The following is a 15,595-nucleotide window of genomic DNA, read 5'->3' as shown; positions in this document are numbered from 1 at the left end:
GTTATTATCCAGCTAAATAATTTTTCTACCGAATTCATGCACTTTTATATCCTCTCACTGGACACTCTATGCATAACCTATGGATTCCCGTCGTCGCCATTTTCGTCGTTGCTGGCCTGGTATTCGGTAACCAGGCCTATTCTGAGGCCCAGCGTGATGCCCACATCGCCGCGACTATATCTGAACGCCTCGACAGCCAGGCACCGGCCGAAATTTCCCACTTGACGCAAGTCAATAAGGGCTATGGGGTGTGCGGCGACTATGAGCTTTCAAGCGCCGAGTCCGGTCGTTTCTACTACAATCACGCCACCAAGCGCCTAGTGTTGGGTACCGATGCTCCGCTGTATCACGACAACTGCGAGGGCGTCTCTGACTGACCCCTTAGAACCTGTTCACGATCTTTTCAGCAGTAAAGTGATTGCGCACAAACCCCATGCCCCTCCTCACGCAGCGCTTTTCTATGCCGCTGCTTTAGCCCTTTTACCCCTCGAAACTTCCACCATATTCTCTCGGGACAAGATCAGCCTCTTCGTCGCCCGTCCTGATAAGGTTGACGATCATTTGCGCGACCAATGACAGTGGGTGAGCTATCGAAGTTGCCCCAACCTCTTGCTCCTGTGCGGTGCTCAGGCCTGACGAGAGGGACAGCCAACAGAGTTCAATGATCCGGCCATAGCAGCGCTCTGAGCCGTTAGAAAGCTCCACCGGAAACACCCGGCGTAAACCTTACTCGACATGCGCCTTCTTAACAGGAAGTAGGTGCACCACGCCCACCACTACCGAGCCCACCAAAAAGCCAATCACCGCAGAGCACAGTGTATTGAAGCTCCAGCCCAGCGTGCCGCCCAGGGCACCGGTTGCCTCGCTAATGCCAAGCTCAATATGGTGTACCCACTCATAGGGAGCGTTGAACCAACCCGTACCATCGGCACCTAGATTGGCCATCAGTATATGCCCACCCACCCAGAGCATGGCGACAGTACCCACGACCGAGATGGTCGCTAGCACCTTAGGCATGGCTGTCACCAGGCTACGGCCCAGTGTCTGCACGCCCGAACTATCCCGCTGGGCGAGCCTCAGGCCGATATCATCCATCCTGACCAACAGCGCCACTACTCCATACACCAGAAGTGTGATGACAAACGCGACCACCACCAGGCTAACCATCTGCGACCAGAACCCTTGATGGGACACTGTTGAAAGCGCGATCACCATGATTTCGGCGGACAGAATCAGGTCGGTACGAATAGCGCCACCCACGATCTGTTTCTCGGCCTCCGGTCCCTTTTCTACCGCTGGTTTGTCGTCGTCATGCTGACCAGAGAGCTTGTGCCAGACCTTCTCAGCGCCCTCAAAGGCCAAGTAGGTGCCGCCCACCATCAGGATGATCGGCAATAGCGCGGGCAAAAAGTGATTCAGCAGCAGCGCCACCGGCAGGATAAAAATCAGCTTGTTGCGAATCGACCCCAGCGCGATCTTCTTCACAATCGCCAGTTCCCGCTCCGCTGTTACCCCCTGCAAATATTGCGGCGTCACCGCCGTATCATCCACCACCACCCCGGCCGCCTTCGCCGTCGCACGCCCTGCGGCGGCACTCACATCATCCAATGATGCTGCGGACAGCTTCGCCAATGCGGCAATGTCATCCAATAATCCTATCAAGCCGCCTATGGCCATGGGTGCTTCCTCCGTGAATAACAGGTGCAGATAGTAGAGCACAAAGCGGCTTGGGCGGATCGCCTCTTTTGCTTCAAGATTCCGACTTGCGCACCTTACCCCAGCAGTACTTTCAGCTCATGACGTTGTTCAGCATGTTTGGCCGCGTTTTCGTTTTTCAGTTTTTCCAGATTGATAAGCTTCCAGCGTACGGCAGGCAGATCCGCCGCCCGAGGGCGATCAATAGCATCAAAATCGGGCATACCGTCATGCAGGCTCATTAGGAATTGCTTGGTGTTCTCATCGAAGCGGGAATGAATATCTGCAATCAATCGTTTACGGGTGTCGAAGAGCTCTTGGAGACTGACAGAAGCTCTGGTCATTCCCTCAAATTTTTGGTGGCCATCGCGTTGTTGATCTCGGAAAGGCTATCGTTTCGATCTTTCACCGGCAGGTAGGTCAGGTCGATATCGACTGACAAACGCGGGAGATCACGATAGAACAGGTTTATCGCCGTGCCGCCCTTCAGCGCGAATACATCTTCCTTAGCGACATGCGGGAGAATACGCACAAGAAGTGCGACCTGTGCTTCATAGGTTTCACGTGCCATCGTTGGTCTCCGTCCTTACAAACGCTTCAGGCGCCATAATCCGATAGCGCGGACGTACCTTGCCCCCTTTACCAGTGCACGGTCGCCGCTGCCGAGATTGAACTCTGCTGGGTCGAAGCGCTTGCGCCAGGGGGGATCGAGGCGATCGACAAAGACAAAGAATAGCCGCTTTACCTTGATCTACTTACAACTCTGCAGCAGAGCTGCCAGTAGTTTAGGGCGCAGCGTTGTCAGGCTCTCAAATAGCATATCGAGATTGTGAAAACTCTCATGGTCGGGCAGCTCGTCCATAGCTTCCATAATTGCCCTTTCGAGTGCCGACCTCTTGAGCGTCCAGTCCCATGGCAGCGTGTCTTCGGCGTTGATTAACTAAAGAATCTTCCATAAGGCTCTTTAATATCGTCAAATTTTGTGTACTTTTAGTTCACAAAGCACCTATCTTTTAAAGACCCACGGGGAGGCGATTTACCAGCTTAATATCCGCGCCTGCTTGTAACCGAGATACAAACTAATTCCGGGCTCTAAGGCAAATCCGCCTCCTGCAACAGCTAGCTTTTATCGGTTTGCGGGCATCAAATACCAACGAGACGGCAGCAAGACAAAACAAAAAGTGCCACCTACTTTGAATGTATGAATCTTCTGGAGATTGGCAATGGAACAACTAACAGGTGGCTGTCTCTGCGGTAAGATCCGAATCTTGGCCAATGGCGAGCCGCTTCGGGTAGGTATTTGCCACTGTATGGATTGTCGCAAGCATCATGGGGCGCTTTTCTATGCGGCTGCTGATTATCCCAAGCAAGCTGTCATTATCGAAGGCGAACCGCACAGTTATCAGGGGCGCTACTTCTGTTCCGCATGCGGTTCGTCGGTTTTTTCGGTAAGCGAGGAAGAAATCGAAATACACCTTGGTACCCTTGATTCACCCAATCAACTTAAACCGACGTATGAGCTTTGGGGCATTCGCCGCGAACATTGGCTACCGCCATTTCAAAACGTGGAGCGATACGAACGAGATCGGGAAGATTGAGCGGGTTCAAGGGCTGCCGCTTAGGTCAGAAGGTAATCGATCAGCGCTTACCTTCAGTGCGCAGCTTAACCACATCCTCTAGCACCAAGCCTGTCGCTTCAGCAATCTGCTCGTCACTCAGCACTCCCAGCTTGAGCAGATTACGGGCCGTTTTCTCAATGCCCAGCTTTTCGCCTTCCTGGCGCTCTTGCTGAGCCCAGTTTTCCAAATTTTCTGCCAACATGTCTTTATTCTCCAACAAACTATTGAACTGTTGGCTACGCGGTCAGCAACTCCATTTCCTCGCGGCTACTAACCGGATGGCGGATCGCCTCTTTGGCTATATTCACTTCTAATGCTACTTTCGCAATATCCAGCACGCCAACATCAATTTGGTAACCCCCTCGGGTCATCAACCAGTCAAGCACCTCCGCCAGGTGCCAGATTGAGGCACTGCCTTCGTGAACCGGCACAGGAAACGTCGCTCGGTGGGTGAGCATCAGCTTTCGCATTGCCTGTCGCGAAACGCCCACAACGTCTGCTACATCCGTCAGGCCAACAAGATCCGGCGAAGCCTCAATCAGCCGCGCGGAAGGGATCGCTTTTTTTACGTCAACCAGGGCACTGTGAACCGCTTCCGCGGCGCTGCCCGCTTCACGAGAGAATTCCAGCGCCAAGCGGCCCGGCTGCCCCACGCCCACCAGAGCATCATCGCAACCGGCAGCGCCCAAACGCTCCACTAGCGCATCTAGGTCGGAGTCACTATCAGCCAGTTGGTATTTCAGCGTAAAAATATATTCCATTCTTCAATCCTCCGGCTCCGCTTCGTCTCGACGCTTGTGGGTCGAGCACTTGTCCACCACTCTCCGAATTGCCCGGGCGTGGCTGCCGGGATTTTTCGGTGTACTCCACACGCTCGCGATACAAAACTCACCGCAGCGGCATTCATCATCATTATAGGGACAGTAAATCTTGCCCCAGGCGTGACTACCGCCGACTTCAACTCGCCAGCCCTCCGCTTCCGCATGTTTGAGGGCAGTTTCGATCTCTTTTTTCGGATGTGATGGACGAGTCATTATTTGCCTCTGAGTATGAAGCCCCCTTCAATGGTTGTCAATTGACAACCATTGAAGCAGCAATTCATATGCTTGCCGACGTTCATCTAAATAGATAGACCCAAGTGTCTCTTTTAACTCCCTAATAAAAATTTAAGAAAGAATATCAGTAGGTGCAACACTTAACCTGACGCTGGGGTCTTTCATGGCATGGGGAATGTCTGCCATCCTCAGCAACCAAATACAGAAAGGGCAGCCAATTGGACTGCCCTCTCGTTTTATGTGTGAAGCGGGAATACGTAAATGAAAGCAAGGATCAGCGCTGGCCTTCAGTGCGCAGCTTAGCCACATCCTCTAACGCCAAGCCTGTCGCTCCTGCAATCTGCTCATCACTCAGCACCCCCAGCTTGAGCAAATTACGGGCTGTTTTCTCGATGCCTAGCTTTTCACCTTTCTCGATGCCCAGCTTTTCGCCTTCCTGAAGACCTACTTGGCGTTCTTGCTGTGCCCAGTTTTCCAAATTTTCTGCCAACATGTCTTTATCCTCCACCAAACTGTTGAGCTGATTGAGGTCGACCTCAGCCCCTAGCCGCTGCAAGTGGCGTTTAAGCCAGCGAGTAATAATCTTGTCGATACGCTCTTTGTGAGGATCGGCCTGAATAATCGCCACAATCCGATCCACGGCTTTTTGCAGCCCTTGCCAGTTAACGTTGACTGACCACACCACGTCCTCAATTTTTTCTTCGAACAGTGGCGTAATGTAGTTGCCGCTCTGGCTCTTCAGGGTAGAAAAATCCATTAACCGGGCAATCTCGGCGGGAGCAAAGCCTTCGATGAGTTGCTGAACAAATTCAGGATAACTAAACAGCTCTTTGTAGCCGGTATCATGATGGTTGCTGACCATGGAGACCTCTGCCAATCGTTACGAGGCAGATTACCATGCTCATCCATCCGTAATACATTCACACCATGCGATGAAAAGCCCGTTACGCTTTGCATTCTTTCAGTAGTTGTTGGCCGACCTGATTCATCGGCTGCCGTTTAGCCCAAAAGGCAATCAGGTTCCGGTCACGTTGGGGAGATAGCGGCAGCGTTACCACATTAGTCGCTGGTTTATTGTTTAGCGCCAGTGTGGGCACTAGGCTAACACCGACATCGCCATCAACCATCTGCAACAACGTGCGCGTATCGCGTACCCAAAAATCCACCTGAAAAATATCGACTTCCTCCAATGAGTGAGCAAATATCTGCTGAATAAGCGCCTCACAACCCCCTGACGACATAATCAACGGATGATCGGCAAGCTCCGCTACCGTAACGCTAGCTTGTTTGCTGAGTGAATGGTTCTCGGGTAAAACAGCAACGATCTCATCCTTCTTTAATAGCTGCCAATCGAAGTGCTCACACCAGTAGGTGAGATTAAGCTGCGTCACATCGGTGGTTATGCCCATATCAACCACGCCGCTTTCCACCCACTCCTTTATCTCTTCCTCCATGCCTTCCAGGACAAGGCTAATGGCATCAGGGTAGCGGCTCGTTAAGCTAGAAAGGTGTGGGGATAACCATCCCGTTAATGCACTGGGAATTACACCTATTTTCAGCGTTCCATCTACTTCATTATGAAACTGGGCCACTTGCTGGCTCAATACCTTAAGCTCTCCTACAACCTTTCTAGCACTAGTAAGCACTAACTCGCCTAAAGCAGTCGGCTCCCATCTTTCCGCCGCTTTTGTGATAAGTGGGCCACCTGCCAGCTTTTCCAATGCCTGCATTGAGTGACTTACGCCAGATTGGCTAACGCCCAGTCGCGCCGCCGCCCGGGTATAGGATTGCTCTTCCACTACCGCAAGCAGCACACGTAGTTGGGCAATAGAGATATCGGCGCCTCTTATCATCATCCCTCCTCATAACGGCCATGAGCGAACCGAGTTTCCAGCCACGCACTAGCGCCTTCTATGCTGGCCTTTCATTTATCATCCTGACCTGGAAATCCCATGTCCATCGTTCTGGCACTAAGCGCCATGTTGTTGCTCGGCAGTACACACTTTATCAATGGCTTGCTCGCCCGATTTTACCCGCCGCTTAATATTGGTTTTTACACACATCTGGGCGGGGCACTGGTCAGTCTTGCAGGTGCGCTGCTCTTTTCCAAATGGGAGCCAGATACCTGGAAATGGGGCACGCTTGCTGGCCTTGGCTCAGCCCTGGGCGCATTGCTGCTTTATAAAGGCTTATCGCAGGCTCCCTTTGCTATCGTAGTGCCTGTTAGCGCTGTCTCGATGGTAACCATCGCCCTTGGGCTCTCTTTGGTATTTCTTGGCGAGCGGCCCAGCGTCTGGGTATGGCTCGGTGTGATGATCGCCCTTCCCGCTATCTGGCTAACGACGGGCGGAGGTAGGATAAACAAAGGGCAGATGAGCAGCATAATCAGAACAGGCCTGCTCTTTGGGTTAGGTGCAGGCTTGGGGTTTTCTCTGCAGCTGCACTTTCTTGGGCAGGTGCCCGACCATGCGGCGCTGTATGGCATCGCCCTATGCATGCTAAACGGTGCCGTGTGTCTACTGCCGTTTTACCAACGCACGAAGCCAGCTCAAATACGCTTTCCACTTTTCTCAACGATGGCGGGCGGTATCAGCGCTCTAGGGCTTACGCTCTATGCGCTATCACGGCAAGGACAGCTCACCATTATCAGCATTGTGATTGTGTCGATGTACCCGCTGATACCCGTCGTATTCGGCTCACTGGTTCGCAAGGAGGGGGTTAGCGGCACCAGCATGGTGGGGATAGCGTTGTCTATTGTGGCGACGATGTTGATTGTGGCGGGGAATGGTTAGATAGCACTCAGCCGTTTCGGGTGTGTCAGTTTGTGGATTTGTAGTGGCGACGCAAACCGAATATTCGGTTTGGACATATCAACAGTTCGATATTGACCTGCCCAACAATACACATTGCCTAGCCAAGATCTGTGCCACTGGCAAATCGTCTGGACAGTAAGCATTCAGGGAAGGCGTCAGAAACTTGTATATATAGAGCTTCAAGCAGCTCCGTTTGATCTCTTCTTCGTGCGCCCTGTTTAGCCATACACGAGCCGATTGCCTCCATTCAGCTCATATTATGAGCCGATTATGGCTTCTATTCAGCTCATGGGCGAATCAGCGGACTTGTTGGTAAAGAAGAGTTGGTTAAACAGTAGAAATGCTCAGTAGACCGCACCAATTAGGCCTCTTGCCTTTCTTGTCAGCCATATCCATATTTATTACTTTTGAACACGGGAAGCATTCTATGACGTCAACAAGTCTTAGCTTGGAAAAACGCAAAAGCAAACTTGAGGCGCTACGTACACATCTAGCTCAAGGTACCAGACAAGCTAGAGCTGGTGAATTCGTGGACGATTTCTCGATGGATGCATTAATCAGCGACTTAGATAGTGAAGCGTGATGTCCACATTCCATATCACACCGAGGGCGCCGCTCCGATCTACCTACCCTAGCAACACTTCCAGCTTTCTCCGTTGCTCAGCATGCTTGGCGGCATTTTCGTTTTTCAGTTTTCCCAGATTGATAAGCTTCCAGCGTACGGCTGGCAGATCCACCGCCCGAGGGCGATCAATAGCATCAAAATCGGGCGTACCGTCATGCAGGCTTATTAGGAATCGCTTGGTGTTCTCATCGAAGCGGGAATGAATATCTGCAATCAATCGTTTACGGGTGTCCAAGAGCTCTTGGAGACTGACAGAAGCTCTGGTCATTCCCTCAAATTCTTGAGTATAAGGCTGATCAAGATTGATGAGATTCGGATTCAGCAGCTCATGCGCGGGGCGCGACGAACTCGCAATGTAGATCAAAAAGGTGCGAAATAGATCATCCGTTAGGCCCTCGTTCTCGTAAAGCAGCTTCACATCGTAAAGGTCGCGCGGATGCTGACGGTCGACGGCTGCGTTCAACTTACCGCCGAACAGGTCTTCGAAGGAGACAATCTGCATCTCTGCGTAGCCGAACTCATCTTCAACAGCTTCGGAGACGGAAAGCGTTTCAGGCTCATGAACGACACCGCGTGTGACTGGAGAGGTTTCGATCTTGATCTCTACACCGCCCATGCGAGCAAGAAGACGAGTGGCACCACCACCGCCGCCCTTGATACGTTGTGTTTTGGAACCCACGATACCGCCTTCAATGGCCCCCGCAATGCGATCCATCGCGTTGTTGATCTCGGAAAGGCTCTCGTTTCGATCTTTCACCGGCAGATAGGTCAGGTCGATATCGACCGACAAGCGCGGAAGATCACGATAGAACAGGTTGATCGCCGTGCCTCCCTTGAGTGCGAATACATCCTCCTTGGCGACATGCGGGAGAATACGCACAAGAAGTGCGACCTGTGCTTCATAGGTTTCACGTGCCATCGTTGGCCTCCGCCGTTACAAACGCTTCAGGCACCATAATCCGATAGCGCGGATGTATCTTGCCCCCTTTTACCAGCGCGCGGTCGCCACTTCCAAGATTGAACTCTGCTGGGTCGAGGCGCTTGCGCCAGGGGTGATCGTGGCGATCTGCAAAAACAAAGAACAGACGCTTTACCTTGATCTTCTTACAACTATGCAGCAGCGCTGACAGTAGTTTAGGTCTCAGCGTTGTCAGGCTCTCAAATAGCATATCGAGGTTGTGAAAACTCTCAAGGTCGGGCAGCTCGTTCATAGCTTCCATAATTGCCCTTTCGGGTGCCGACATCTTAAGCGTCCAGTCCCATGGCAGCGTGTCTTCGTCGTTGATGTTGTCCCTGGCCAACCCAAGCAATGGGTCGGCGAACAGCGAGGTGCTACGGGTCTCGACTGTTGCGTTTAGTGGCAGTTTGCTTAGCCAGTTGGGTGTGGCATCGCCATATACCCAGACAGAGGCATTATTACCCAGGCGCAGATAATGATCATAGCCTTGTTGGGCAAGTGCCGTTGTACCGCCGACATGGATGTCATAGCGCATTATATGCTGCATGGAGAGCAGGCAGGTTTTCCAATCGATGGTGGCCGGCGTTGTTGCATTCGGCACGGGGCGTCGGAAGACGCCGCGGTTAACGCGCTCCAGCCAGCTGTTATCGACGTATTTGCGAGCAAGGAAACGGCTGACACCGTGGCGTTCAAGCCATGCGGTGTCAACCATGAATCCTGAAGGTATGGCTTCAAGCACCTTCTTTAGCTTTTCTTCTTTAAGTGTACTCATGGTTCACAAATTAGCACTTAACTAAATAATCTGCCATGAGGCTCTTTAATATCATCAAATTTTGTGTACCTTTAGTTCACCAATTATCTATCTTTTAAAGAACCAAGGGAGGGCGATTTACCCGCTTAATATCCGCGCCTGCTTGTAACCGAGATACAAACTAATTCCGGGCTCTTAGGCGAATCCGCCTCCTGCAACAGCTCGATTTATCTCGGTTTGCTGGCATCAAATACCAACGAGACGGCGGCAAGACAAAATCGAAAGTGCCACTTACTTTGAATGTATGATTCTTCTGGAGATTGGCAATGGAACAACTAACAGGTGGCTGTCTCTGCGGTAAGATCCGAATCGTGGCCAATGGCGAGCCGCTCCGGGTAGGTATTTGCCACTGTATGGATTGTCGCAAGCATCATGGGGCGCTTTTCTATGCGGCTGCTGATTATCCCAAGCAAGCTGTCATTATCGAAGGCATACCGCACAGTTATGAGGGGCGTAACTTCTGTTCGGCATGCGGTTCGTCGGTTTTTTCGGTAAGCGAGGAAGAAATCGAAATACACCTTGGTGCTCTTGATGCTCCGAATCAACTGAAACCGACATATGAGCTTTGGAACATTCGCCGCGAACATTGGCTACCGCCATTTCCAAACGTGGAGCGATACGAACGAGATCGGCAAGATTGAGCAGGTTCAAGGACTGCCGCTTAGGTCAGAAGGCAATCGATCAGCGCTAACCTTCAGTGCGCAACTTAACCACTTCACCTAGCGCCAAGCCTATAGCTTCAGCAACCTGCTCATCTCTCAACACCTCACGCAGCCAACCCAATAACGTTTCGCTGACTGGGCGCTGAGGCGCGCCTTGACGTGTGTATAGGGCGATAGAATCGTGCTGGGGCGATTGGTGTCCGGAATCAGTGAATCACTACAGACGGCTGTCCGGGCCATGCTCTCAACTCTTTTGTGCAAGGCCGGTCGAGGTACAGGACACGGCGAGCAGGTAACGTAGGTTAGAAAGGTGCTGAACAGATCCTCCGCAAGACCTTCATTCTTGTAGAGCAGTTTAGTGTCGTAAGGTTGGCGCGGATCCTTGTGTAAACCAACTACTCGCCAACCAATGAAATTGGATGGGCAAAAAGTTATTATTCAGCTAAATAATCTTTCTACCGAATTCATGCACTTTTATATCCTCTAACTGGACACTCTATGCATAACCTATGGATTCCCGTCGTCGCCATTTTCGTCGTTGCTGGCCTGGTATTCGGTAGCCAGGCCTATTCCGAGGCTCAGCGTGATGCCCACATCGCCGCGACTATATCTGAACGCCTCGACAGCCAGGCACCGGCCGAAATCTCCCACTTGATACAAGTCAACAAGGGCTATGGGGTGTGCGGCGACTATGAGCTTTCACGCACCGAGTCCGGTCGCTTCTACTACAATCACGCCACCAAGCGCCTAGTGTTGGGCACCGATGCCCCGCTGTATCACGACAACTGCGAGGGCGTCTCTGACTGACCCCTTAGAACCTGTTCACGATCTTTTCATCAGTAAAGTGATTGCGCACAAACCCCATGATCCTCCTCACGGAGCGCTTTTCTATGCGGCTGCTGATTATCCCAAGCAAGCTGTCATTATCGAAGGCGAACCGCACCGTTATCAGGGGCGCTACTTCTGTTCAGCATGCAGTTCGTCGGTTTTTTCGGTAAGCGAGGAAGAAATCGAAATACACCTTGGCGCCCTTGATTCACCCAATCAACTGAAACCGACGTATGAGCTTTGGAACATTCGACGTGAACATTGGTTGCCACCCTTCCCTGCCGTGGAGCGATATGACCGGGATCGGGAAGGTTGAGCATGCTCAAGAGCGGCCGCTCAGATCAGCGCTTACCTTCAATGCGCAGCTTCACCACTTCATCTAAAGCCAGACCTGTCGCTTCAGCAATCTGCTCGTCACTCAGCACTCCCAGCTTGAGCAGATTACGAGCTGTTTTCTCAATACCCAGCTTTTCGCCTTCCTGAATGCCTACTTGGCGTTCTTGCTGAGCCCAGTTTTCCAGGTTTTCTGCCAACATGTCTTTATCCTCCACCAAACTGTTGAGCTGATTGAGGTCGACCTCAGCCCCTAGCCGCTGCAAGTGGCGTTTAAGCCAGCGGGTAATAATCTTGTCGATACGCTCTTTGTGAGGATCGGCCTGAATAATCGCCACAATCCGATCCACAGCTTGCTGAAGCCCCTGGCGATTTGTGGACGCCTTCTCGATACTGAACACCCCGCTTAACGGCGACTGCACCAAGCCTAACTGTTCATCAGTATAGCGCCCTTCATCGACTAAATAATAACGCATCCGTGGCTGGTAGACCTGTAGCAGACCCGGCGGTTCCGGCATGATCATGTCATAGAGATCTAACGATGCCGTCCAGCGCTCTGAACCGTTATAAAGCACTACCGGAAACACCGGCGGTAAGCCCTTGCCGGGTGTGATGACCTTCTGCTTGAGCAACTCACTGTAGAAGCAAGCGGCGTAGTGCATCAGCCGAACCGGCATGGTGCGATCCACCGAGGACTGAAACTCCAACAAGATGTACAGGTACACCTCTTGCGTTACCCCTTGCCAGTTAACGTTGACTGACCACACCACGTCCTCAATTTTTTCTTCGAACAGTGGCGTAATGTAGTTGCCGCTCTGGCTTTTCAGGGTAGAAAAATCCATTAACCGGGCAATCTCGGCGGGCGCAAAGCCTTCGACGAGTTGCTGAACAAATTCAGGATAACTAAACAGCTCTTTGTAGCCGGTATCGTGATGGTTGCTGACCATGGAGACCTCTGACAATCGATCCAAGCCAGAATAGCATGCTCAGCTACCTGGAAAACATTCACACGATGTGATGCAGAGGCGTAATGATCGCTCTGCCCGCTATCTGGCTAACGGCGTATATATACAAACCAAGCCCTAGTATCACTCTTCACCCAACATCTCACGCAGCCAGCCCAATAACGCTTCGCTGCCAGGGCGTTGGGGCGCGCCCTGGCGTGTGTATAGGGCGATGGCATCGTGCTGGGGCAAGCTCTCGGCCACCGGGCGGATCAGTTCGCCACTTTCAATTAAGCGTTGCGTTGTGCGCCGCCATCCCAAGGCGATACCGTGCCCCGCGACAGCCGCTTGCAGTAGCAGTGGATAGCTGTCGAAAACAGCACTCTCCGCTGATGAGAGTTCAAAGTGCCCCATGGCACGAAACCAGTCATCCCACTCCAGCCAATCCGCCGGGTCAGCGTGGTGGTGCAGTAGTCGCTGGTTCAGCAAAGCGTTGAGGCTCAACGGCGTAGTGACCCCTTTCAGGTAAGCAGGGCTGCAGACCGGAAATATCTCGTCCTCGGCGGTAAACACCAATCGATGGCTCCCGCTAGGCCTACCGTTGGTTTGCAGCGCAATGTCGAAGCTGCCACTAAATTCGATAATCGGCCTTGTCGAGGTCGCCAGCTGTATCTCAATTTCAGGATAACGACGATTGAAGTCAGCCAGCTTTGGCATCAGCCAATAGAACGCTTCGCATAACTGGCAGAACAACACGACGCGCTTATCATCCGGGTCGCCGCGCAGCGCCTGAGCACCCGTAGCAATACTCTCCAGCGCCTGGGAGACCGTTCGGCCAAACTCGCGCCCCTCGCGGGTAAGAAACACACTGCGATTACGGCGCTCGAAAAGCATCACGCCAAGGTCTTCCTCTAGCGCACGGATCTGTCGGCTGATAGCCGCCTGGGTCAGGTGAAGTTCTTCGGCCGCGCGCGAAAAGCTTTCCAGCCTGGCAGCAGCCTCAAAGGGTCGTAGCGTCGCCAGTGGTGGAAGAGACTTGATGAAGTTATCCATAATCTGAGCTCATGCATTGTGACGCAGAAGTTGTTTGAAGCACTGCTAGAGGCAGCGGCATTCTAGAGCGGAATTCAACTCTGGAACGCTGCAATGAAGGCCACCGCTGAACCACAAGATAATATCCTACAGGGCATAAGCCTTATCGTGGGGGCTGTGTTTCTGCTGGCGTTGACCGACGCCCTGGTTAAGTATCTGAGTGCCAGTATGTCGCTATGGCAACTCTATGTCATCGCCTCCACACTATCGCTGCCGATACTGTTAGGGTTGATCATTGGCCATTCAGGCCCCCGCCCCAAGGTAAAATCACGCCGCTGGGTGGCGATAAGAAGCCTGCTTCTGTTACTGATGTGGATAGCCTACTACGCAGCACTACCGCTAATTCCGCTTTCGGTGGCAGCGGTCGCCATTTACACCACACCGCTGTTTATTGCCGTGCTGGCTGCTTTTGGGGCGGGCGAGCATCTTTCACGCCAGGCCTGGCTAGGCATTCTCTGCGGTTTCCTGGGCGTGGTGGTGGTGTTGCGCCCTGGCGGCGACACCTTCACTCCTGCCACACTTCTACCCGTGCTTGCCGCCCTCTTTTATGCGCTAGCCATGCTGGTCACTCGCCACCACTGCCAAAGAGAGCACCCCTTACTTCTCACCCTGGGATTAAATCTAGCCTTCCTCGCAGCAGGCAGTCTCTTCAGTGTGCTGGTGGCAATCAACAGCACAGCATCGCTCGCTGAACACGCGCCATTCCTGTTCGCCGGTTGGCAACCGCTAGACGCCACAGCGTTATTGATCGTGAGCGCCTACGCGCTACTGCTGATCATTGTGAATACCGGGGTGGCAAGGGCCTATCAAATAGCCCCTTCGGCGTTGATCGGCACCTTTGATTACGCCTACCTCATCTTTGCCAGCCTTTGGGGCTACCTGCTATTCAGCGAAGTGCCCGATGCCATGACCTGGCTGGGTATGGGCATGATCTTAATGGCGGGAGTGATGGTGTTACGGCAACGGCGTATTTAAACCTGCAAAAAGAATGGCATCGTCAGTCGGCCATTACATCCACACAGAGCTCGATAGGCGCACAGTAGAAATACTATTCAGCCATTAAAAAATTTGATCATTTTAGCGGCGATTTCATCCGGTTGCTCCTCAGGCATGTAATGACCGCAGTTCTGAATGACCCCACCTTCCACATGGGTCGCTAATGGTTTCATAGCGTCATAAATATCAGGCGACATGCCGAAATCACCGCCCAAAGCCAAGATTGGCGTCTCAATTTTTTTGGCCGCTAATGACGTATTCTGCTCGGCGTCATCAAGCACTGCACGATAATAAGCTAACGCCCCACGTAGGTTTCCGGGTTGCTTATAGACGCGCTCATATTCATCTATATCAGCTGTTGAGAAAGTACCGGCGGGATTAAAAGTTTTCCGCTGAAAGAACCACTCGATATAACTTCTCTCCCGACCAGTGATTAAAAACTCAGGGACATCCGGTACTTGGTGAAAAAAGAAGTGCCATGACTTCCAGATGTTTGGCCCCACCTCAACTGTTGGTTTTAACGTCACGCCTGGGATATTAGCGTCAAGCAAGACTAGCCGACCCACTTCATCGGCGAATCGCGCCACAAAGGGGTAAGCGACCCACGAACCAATATCATGCGCACCAATGTGATAGCGCTCGAAACCAAGCTCCTTAACTAGCGCATGGATACGATCGCCAGCCGTTTGTGTATCATAGCCATCTACCGGTTTGTCGGAATCACCTTGCCCAGGTAAATCTATTGCGACTACGTAAAAATGGTCAGCAAGTATCGGCATGATGCGACGCCACGCGTACCAGCTTTGCGGGAAGCCTGCCATAAGCAAAATGGGAAAGCCTTTGCCACCTGATACAGTGTGCAAACGGACATCTCCAGCATCTACCATGGCATGCTTGAAACGCTTACCGCCAAGTTCAATTTCGTCATGTCCAGGCATTCACTTTCCTCCCTTTTTATCGTTGACAGCCAAGCCGTTACCGAGCCTGTTAGTGCTTGAGTTTAGCAGCCACCTAATTACAGCACCGTGCGACTCGCTGGTTAATATCTGATGTCCTCGTATCAAGCTCCTGACGATAGTAGCCACTTACATTAATAGCTCGGCAATTACTAACTCTTCTGGGCTTTTGGGAGGGGCTAAGGCAGCCTTTTTCCATTAGCTCAGC

20 protein-coding genes and 1 pseudogene are annotated in these 15,595 nt (G+C 52.3%); 7 read left to right on the top strand and 14 right to left on the bottom strand.

Annotation, left to right across the window (positions count from 1 at the left end; all coding sequences use genetic code 11):
- Window positions 1-68: 68 nt before the first annotated feature.
- Entirely contained in the window at window positions 69-377 is a 309-nt protein-coding gene (locus tag YERSI8AC_RS03965; protein WP_039858818.1) for a hypothetical protein, read from the top strand.
- Window positions 378-726: 349 nt separating this feature from the next.
- Here YERSI8AC_RS03965 and YERSI8AC_RS03960 read toward each other — a convergent pair whose 3' ends face one another.
- The 4 genes and pseudogenes from YERSI8AC_RS03960 to YERSI8AC_RS03945 form a co-directional block, all read right to left on the bottom strand.
- The gene (locus tag YERSI8AC_RS03960) at window positions 727-1,677 is read right to left on the bottom strand and encodes a DUF808 domain-containing protein (RefSeq protein WP_138801333.1); all 951 of its coding nucleotides are present in this window, start codon (window positions 1,675-1,677) and stop codon (window positions 727-729) included.
- 95 nt (window positions 1,678-1,772) lie between these two features.
- Window positions 1,773-2,039 carry a hypothetical protein gene (locus YERSI8AC_RS03955; RefSeq protein WP_022519888.1) on the bottom strand — a complete coding sequence of 89 codons (267 nt, stop codon included), beginning with the start codon at window positions 2,037-2,039 and terminating at the stop codon, window positions 1,773-1,775.
- Complete coding sequence (locus YERSI8AC_RS03950; protein ID WP_022519889.1) at window positions 2,036-2,266, bottom strand: nucleotidyl transferase AbiEii/AbiGii toxin family protein; 231 nt, start codon at window positions 2,264-2,266, stop codon at window positions 2,036-2,038. The genes YERSI8AC_RS03955 and YERSI8AC_RS03950 overlap by 4 nt, the downstream gene beginning before the upstream one ends.
- Before the next feature lie 15 nt (window positions 2,267-2,281).
- A pseudogene (locus tag YERSI8AC_RS03945) lies at window positions 2,282-2,557 on the bottom strand (type IV toxin-antitoxin system AbiEi family antitoxin domain-containing protein).
- Between the two features lie 361 nt (window positions 2,558-2,918).
- Here YERSI8AC_RS03945 and YERSI8AC_RS03940 point away from each other — a divergent pair.
- Window positions 2,919-3,293 (top strand): GFA family protein, encoded by a 375-nt coding sequence (locus YERSI8AC_RS03940; RefSeq protein WP_039858811.1) that lies wholly within the window; start codon window positions 2,919-2,921, stop codon window positions 3,291-3,293.
- Between the two features lie 40 nt (window positions 3,294-3,333).
- Here the strand turns inward: YERSI8AC_RS03940 and YERSI8AC_RS03935 are convergent, their stop codons facing one another.
- The 5 genes from YERSI8AC_RS03935 to YERSI8AC_RS03915 all read right to left on the bottom strand — a co-directional run bounded on the left by YERSI8AC_RS03935 (window position 3,334) and on the right by YERSI8AC_RS03915 (window position 6,225).
- Complete coding sequence (locus YERSI8AC_RS03935) at window positions 3,334-3,516, bottom strand: hypothetical protein (RefSeq protein ID WP_039858808.1); 183 nt, start codon at window positions 3,514-3,516, stop codon at window positions 3,334-3,336.
- A gap of 34 nt (window positions 3,517-3,550) precedes the next feature.
- Entirely contained in the window at window positions 3,551-4,075 is a 525-nt protein-coding gene (locus YERSI8AC_RS03930; RefSeq protein WP_009286823.1) for a helix-turn-helix transcriptional regulator, read from the bottom strand.
- Window positions 4,076-4,078: 3 nt separating this feature from the next.
- A complete protein-coding gene (locus YERSI8AC_RS03925) occupies window positions 4,079-4,348 on the bottom strand; it encodes a hypothetical protein (protein ID WP_081742660.1) in 270 nt (89 codons plus the stop codon).
- A 295-nt stretch (window positions 4,349-4,643) separates the two neighbouring features.
- A complete protein-coding gene (locus YERSI8AC_RS03920; protein WP_138801334.1) occupies window positions 4,644-5,231 on the bottom strand; it encodes an Rpn family recombination-promoting nuclease/putative transposase in 588 nt (195 codons plus the stop codon).
- Between the two features lie 82 nt (window positions 5,232-5,313).
- Window positions 5,314-6,225, bottom strand: coding sequence for a LysR family transcriptional regulator (locus YERSI8AC_RS03915; RefSeq protein WP_159176141.1), 912 nt, complete (start codon window positions 6,223-6,225; stop codon window positions 5,314-5,316).
- A gap of 96 nt (window positions 6,226-6,321) precedes the next feature.
- Here YERSI8AC_RS03915 and YERSI8AC_RS03910 point away from each other — a divergent pair, with 96 nt between their 5' ends.
- The gene (locus YERSI8AC_RS03910; protein WP_138801336.1) at window positions 6,322-7,161 is read left to right on the top strand and encodes an EamA family transporter; all 840 of its coding nucleotides are present in this window, start codon (window positions 6,322-6,324) and stop codon (window positions 7,159-7,161) included.
- A 647-nt stretch (window positions 7,162-7,808) separates the two neighbouring features.
- Here YERSI8AC_RS03910 and YERSI8AC_RS03905 read toward each other — a convergent pair.
- Window positions 7,809-8,726 carry a nucleotidyl transferase AbiEii/AbiGii toxin family protein gene (locus tag YERSI8AC_RS03905; protein ID WP_138801337.1) on the bottom strand — a complete coding sequence of 306 codons (918 nt, stop codon included), beginning with the start codon at window positions 8,724-8,726 and terminating at the stop codon, window positions 7,809-7,811.
- Window positions 8,716-9,537, bottom strand: coding sequence for a type IV toxin-antitoxin system AbiEi family antitoxin (locus YERSI8AC_RS03900; RefSeq protein ID WP_159176140.1), 822 nt, complete (start codon window positions 9,535-9,537; stop codon window positions 8,716-8,718). Before YERSI8AC_RS03900 ends, YERSI8AC_RS03905 begins: the two co-directional genes overlap by 11 nt.
- Window positions 9,538-9,842: 305 nt before the next feature.
- On the opposite strand from YERSI8AC_RS03900, the gene YERSI8AC_RS03895 reads away from it, so the two are divergent.
- The 3 genes from YERSI8AC_RS03895 to YERSI8AC_RS03885 all read left to right on the top strand — a co-directional run bounded on the left by YERSI8AC_RS03895 (window position 9,843) and on the right by YERSI8AC_RS03885 (window position 11,382).
- Window positions 9,843-10,217 carry a GFA family protein gene (locus YERSI8AC_RS03895; RefSeq protein ID WP_159176139.1) on the top strand — a complete coding sequence of 125 codons (375 nt, stop codon included), beginning with the start codon at window positions 9,843-9,845 and terminating at the stop codon, window positions 10,215-10,217.
- Window positions 10,218-10,736: 519 nt separating this feature from the next.
- Complete coding sequence (locus tag YERSI8AC_RS03890; protein WP_159176138.1) at window positions 10,737-11,045, top strand: hypothetical protein; 309 nt, start codon at window positions 10,737-10,739, stop codon at window positions 11,043-11,045.
- Window positions 11,002-11,382: a GFA family protein gene (locus YERSI8AC_RS03885; protein WP_236557232.1), complete on the top strand. Its 381-nt coding sequence runs from the start codon at window positions 11,002-11,004 to the stop codon at window positions 11,380-11,382. The genes YERSI8AC_RS03890 and YERSI8AC_RS03885 overlap by 44 nt, the downstream gene beginning before the upstream one ends.
- A gap of 25 nt (window positions 11,383-11,407) precedes the next feature.
- Here the strand turns inward: YERSI8AC_RS03885 and YERSI8AC_RS03880 are convergent, their stop codons facing one another.
- Together YERSI8AC_RS03880 and YERSI8AC_RS03875 are read right to left on the bottom strand one after the other, a co-directional pair.
- The gene (locus tag YERSI8AC_RS03880) at window positions 11,408-12,346 is read right to left on the bottom strand and encodes an Rpn family recombination-promoting nuclease/putative transposase (protein ID WP_159176137.1); all 939 of its coding nucleotides are present in this window, start codon (window positions 12,344-12,346) and stop codon (window positions 11,408-11,410) included.
- 141 nt (window positions 12,347-12,487) lie between these two features.
- Entirely contained in the window at window positions 12,488-13,396 is a 909-nt protein-coding gene (locus tag YERSI8AC_RS03875) for a LysR substrate-binding domain-containing protein (protein ID WP_159176136.1), read from the bottom strand.
- Window positions 13,397-13,489: 93 nt separating this feature from the next.
- Here YERSI8AC_RS03875 and YERSI8AC_RS03870 point away from each other — a divergent pair, with 93 nt between their 5' ends.
- On the top strand, window positions 13,490-14,410 hold the full coding sequence (locus tag YERSI8AC_RS03870) for a DMT family transporter (RefSeq protein WP_159176135.1): 921 nt from the start codon (window positions 13,490-13,492) through the stop codon (window positions 14,408-14,410).
- A 77-nt stretch (window positions 14,411-14,487) separates the two neighbouring features.
- Here the strand turns inward: YERSI8AC_RS03870 and YERSI8AC_RS03865 are convergent, their stop codons facing one another.
- Window positions 14,488-15,369 (bottom strand): alpha/beta fold hydrolase, encoded by an 882-nt coding sequence (locus YERSI8AC_RS03865; RefSeq protein ID WP_159176134.1) that lies wholly within the window; start codon window positions 15,367-15,369, stop codon window positions 14,488-14,490.
- Window positions 15,370-15,595 lie beyond the last annotated feature (226 nt).

Source organism: Halomonas sp. 113 (genome assembly GCF_904067645.1).
GTDB classification, from domain to species: Bacteria; Pseudomonadota; Gammaproteobacteria; order Pseudomonadales; family Halomonadaceae; genus Vreelandella; species Vreelandella titanicae.
The sequence above is the reverse complement of the archived record's forward strand: the minus strand, read 5'-3'. Positions and strand labels throughout refer to the sequence as shown.

What these genes read in the sequence shown, in the direction of transcription:
- YERSI8AC_RS03935 (WP_039858808.1), bottom strand. Translation starts at nt 3,516, where the DNA reads ATGTTGGCAGAAAATTTGGAAAACTGGGCTCAGCAAGAGCGCCAGGAA.
- YERSI8AC_RS03870 (WP_159176135.1), top strand. Translation starts at nt 13,490, where the DNA reads ATGAAGGCCACCGCTGAACCACAAGATAATATCCTACAGGGCATAAGC.
- YERSI8AC_RS03905 (WP_138801337.1), bottom strand. Translation starts at nt 8,726, where the DNA reads ATGGCACGTGAAACCTATGAAGCACAGGTCGCACTTCTTGTGCGTATT.
- YERSI8AC_RS03940 (WP_039858811.1), top strand. Translation starts at nt 2,919, where the DNA reads ATGGAACAACTAACAGGTGGCTGTCTCTGCGGTAAGATCCGAATCTTG.
- YERSI8AC_RS03880 (WP_159176137.1), bottom strand. Translation starts at nt 12,346, where the DNA reads ATGGTCAGCAACCATCACGATACCGGCTACAAAGAGCTGTTTAGTTAT.
- YERSI8AC_RS03965 (WP_039858818.1), top strand. Translation starts at nt 69, where the DNA reads ATGCATAACCTATGGATTCCCGTCGTCGCCATTTTCGTCGTTGCTGGC.
- YERSI8AC_RS03930 (WP_009286823.1), bottom strand. Translation starts at nt 4,075, where the DNA reads ATGGAATATATTTTTACGCTGAAATACCAACTGGCTGATAGTGACTCC.
- YERSI8AC_RS03950 (WP_022519889.1), bottom strand. Translation starts at nt 2,266, where the DNA reads ATGGCACGTGAAACCTATGAAGCACAGGTCGCACTTCTTGTGCGTATT.
- YERSI8AC_RS03925 (WP_081742660.1), bottom strand. Translation starts at nt 4,348, where the DNA reads ATGACTCGTCCATCACATCCGAAAAAAGAGATCGAAACTGCCCTCAAA.
- YERSI8AC_RS03885 (WP_236557232.1), top strand. Translation starts at nt 11,002, where the DNA reads ATGCCCCGCTGTATCACGACAACTGCGAGGGCGTCTCTGACTGACCCC.
- YERSI8AC_RS03865 (WP_159176134.1), bottom strand. Translation starts at nt 15,369, where the DNA reads ATGCCTGGACATGACGAAATTGAACTTGGCGGTAAGCGTTTCAAGCAT.
- YERSI8AC_RS03900 (WP_159176140.1), bottom strand. Translation starts at nt 9,537, where the DNA reads ATGAGTACACTTAAAGAAGAAAAGCTAAAGAAGGTGCTTGAAGCCATA.
- YERSI8AC_RS03875 (WP_159176136.1), bottom strand. Translation starts at nt 13,396, where the DNA reads ATGGATAACTTCATCAAGTCTCTTCCACCACTGGCGACGCTACGACCC.
- YERSI8AC_RS03960 (WP_138801333.1), bottom strand. Translation starts at nt 1,677, where the DNA reads ATGGCCATAGGCGGCTTGATAGGATTATTGGATGACATTGCCGCATTG.
- YERSI8AC_RS03910 (WP_138801336.1), top strand. Translation starts at nt 6,322, where the DNA reads ATGTCCATCGTTCTGGCACTAAGCGCCATGTTGTTGCTCGGCAGTACA.
- YERSI8AC_RS03955 (WP_022519888.1), bottom strand. Translation starts at nt 2,039, where the DNA reads ATGACCAGAGCTTCTGTCAGTCTCCAAGAGCTCTTCGACACCCGTAAA.
- YERSI8AC_RS03920 (WP_138801334.1), bottom strand. Translation starts at nt 5,231, where the DNA reads ATGGTCAGCAACCATCATGATACCGGCTACAAAGAGCTGTTTAGTTAT.
- YERSI8AC_RS03915 (WP_159176141.1), bottom strand. Translation starts at nt 6,225, where the DNA reads ATGATGATAAGAGGCGCCGATATCTCTATTGCCCAACTACGTGTGCTG.
- YERSI8AC_RS03890 (WP_159176138.1), top strand. Translation starts at nt 10,737, where the DNA reads ATGCATAACCTATGGATTCCCGTCGTCGCCATTTTCGTCGTTGCTGGC.
- YERSI8AC_RS03895 (WP_159176139.1), top strand. Translation starts at nt 9,843, where the DNA reads ATGGAACAACTAACAGGTGGCTGTCTCTGCGGTAAGATCCGAATCGTG.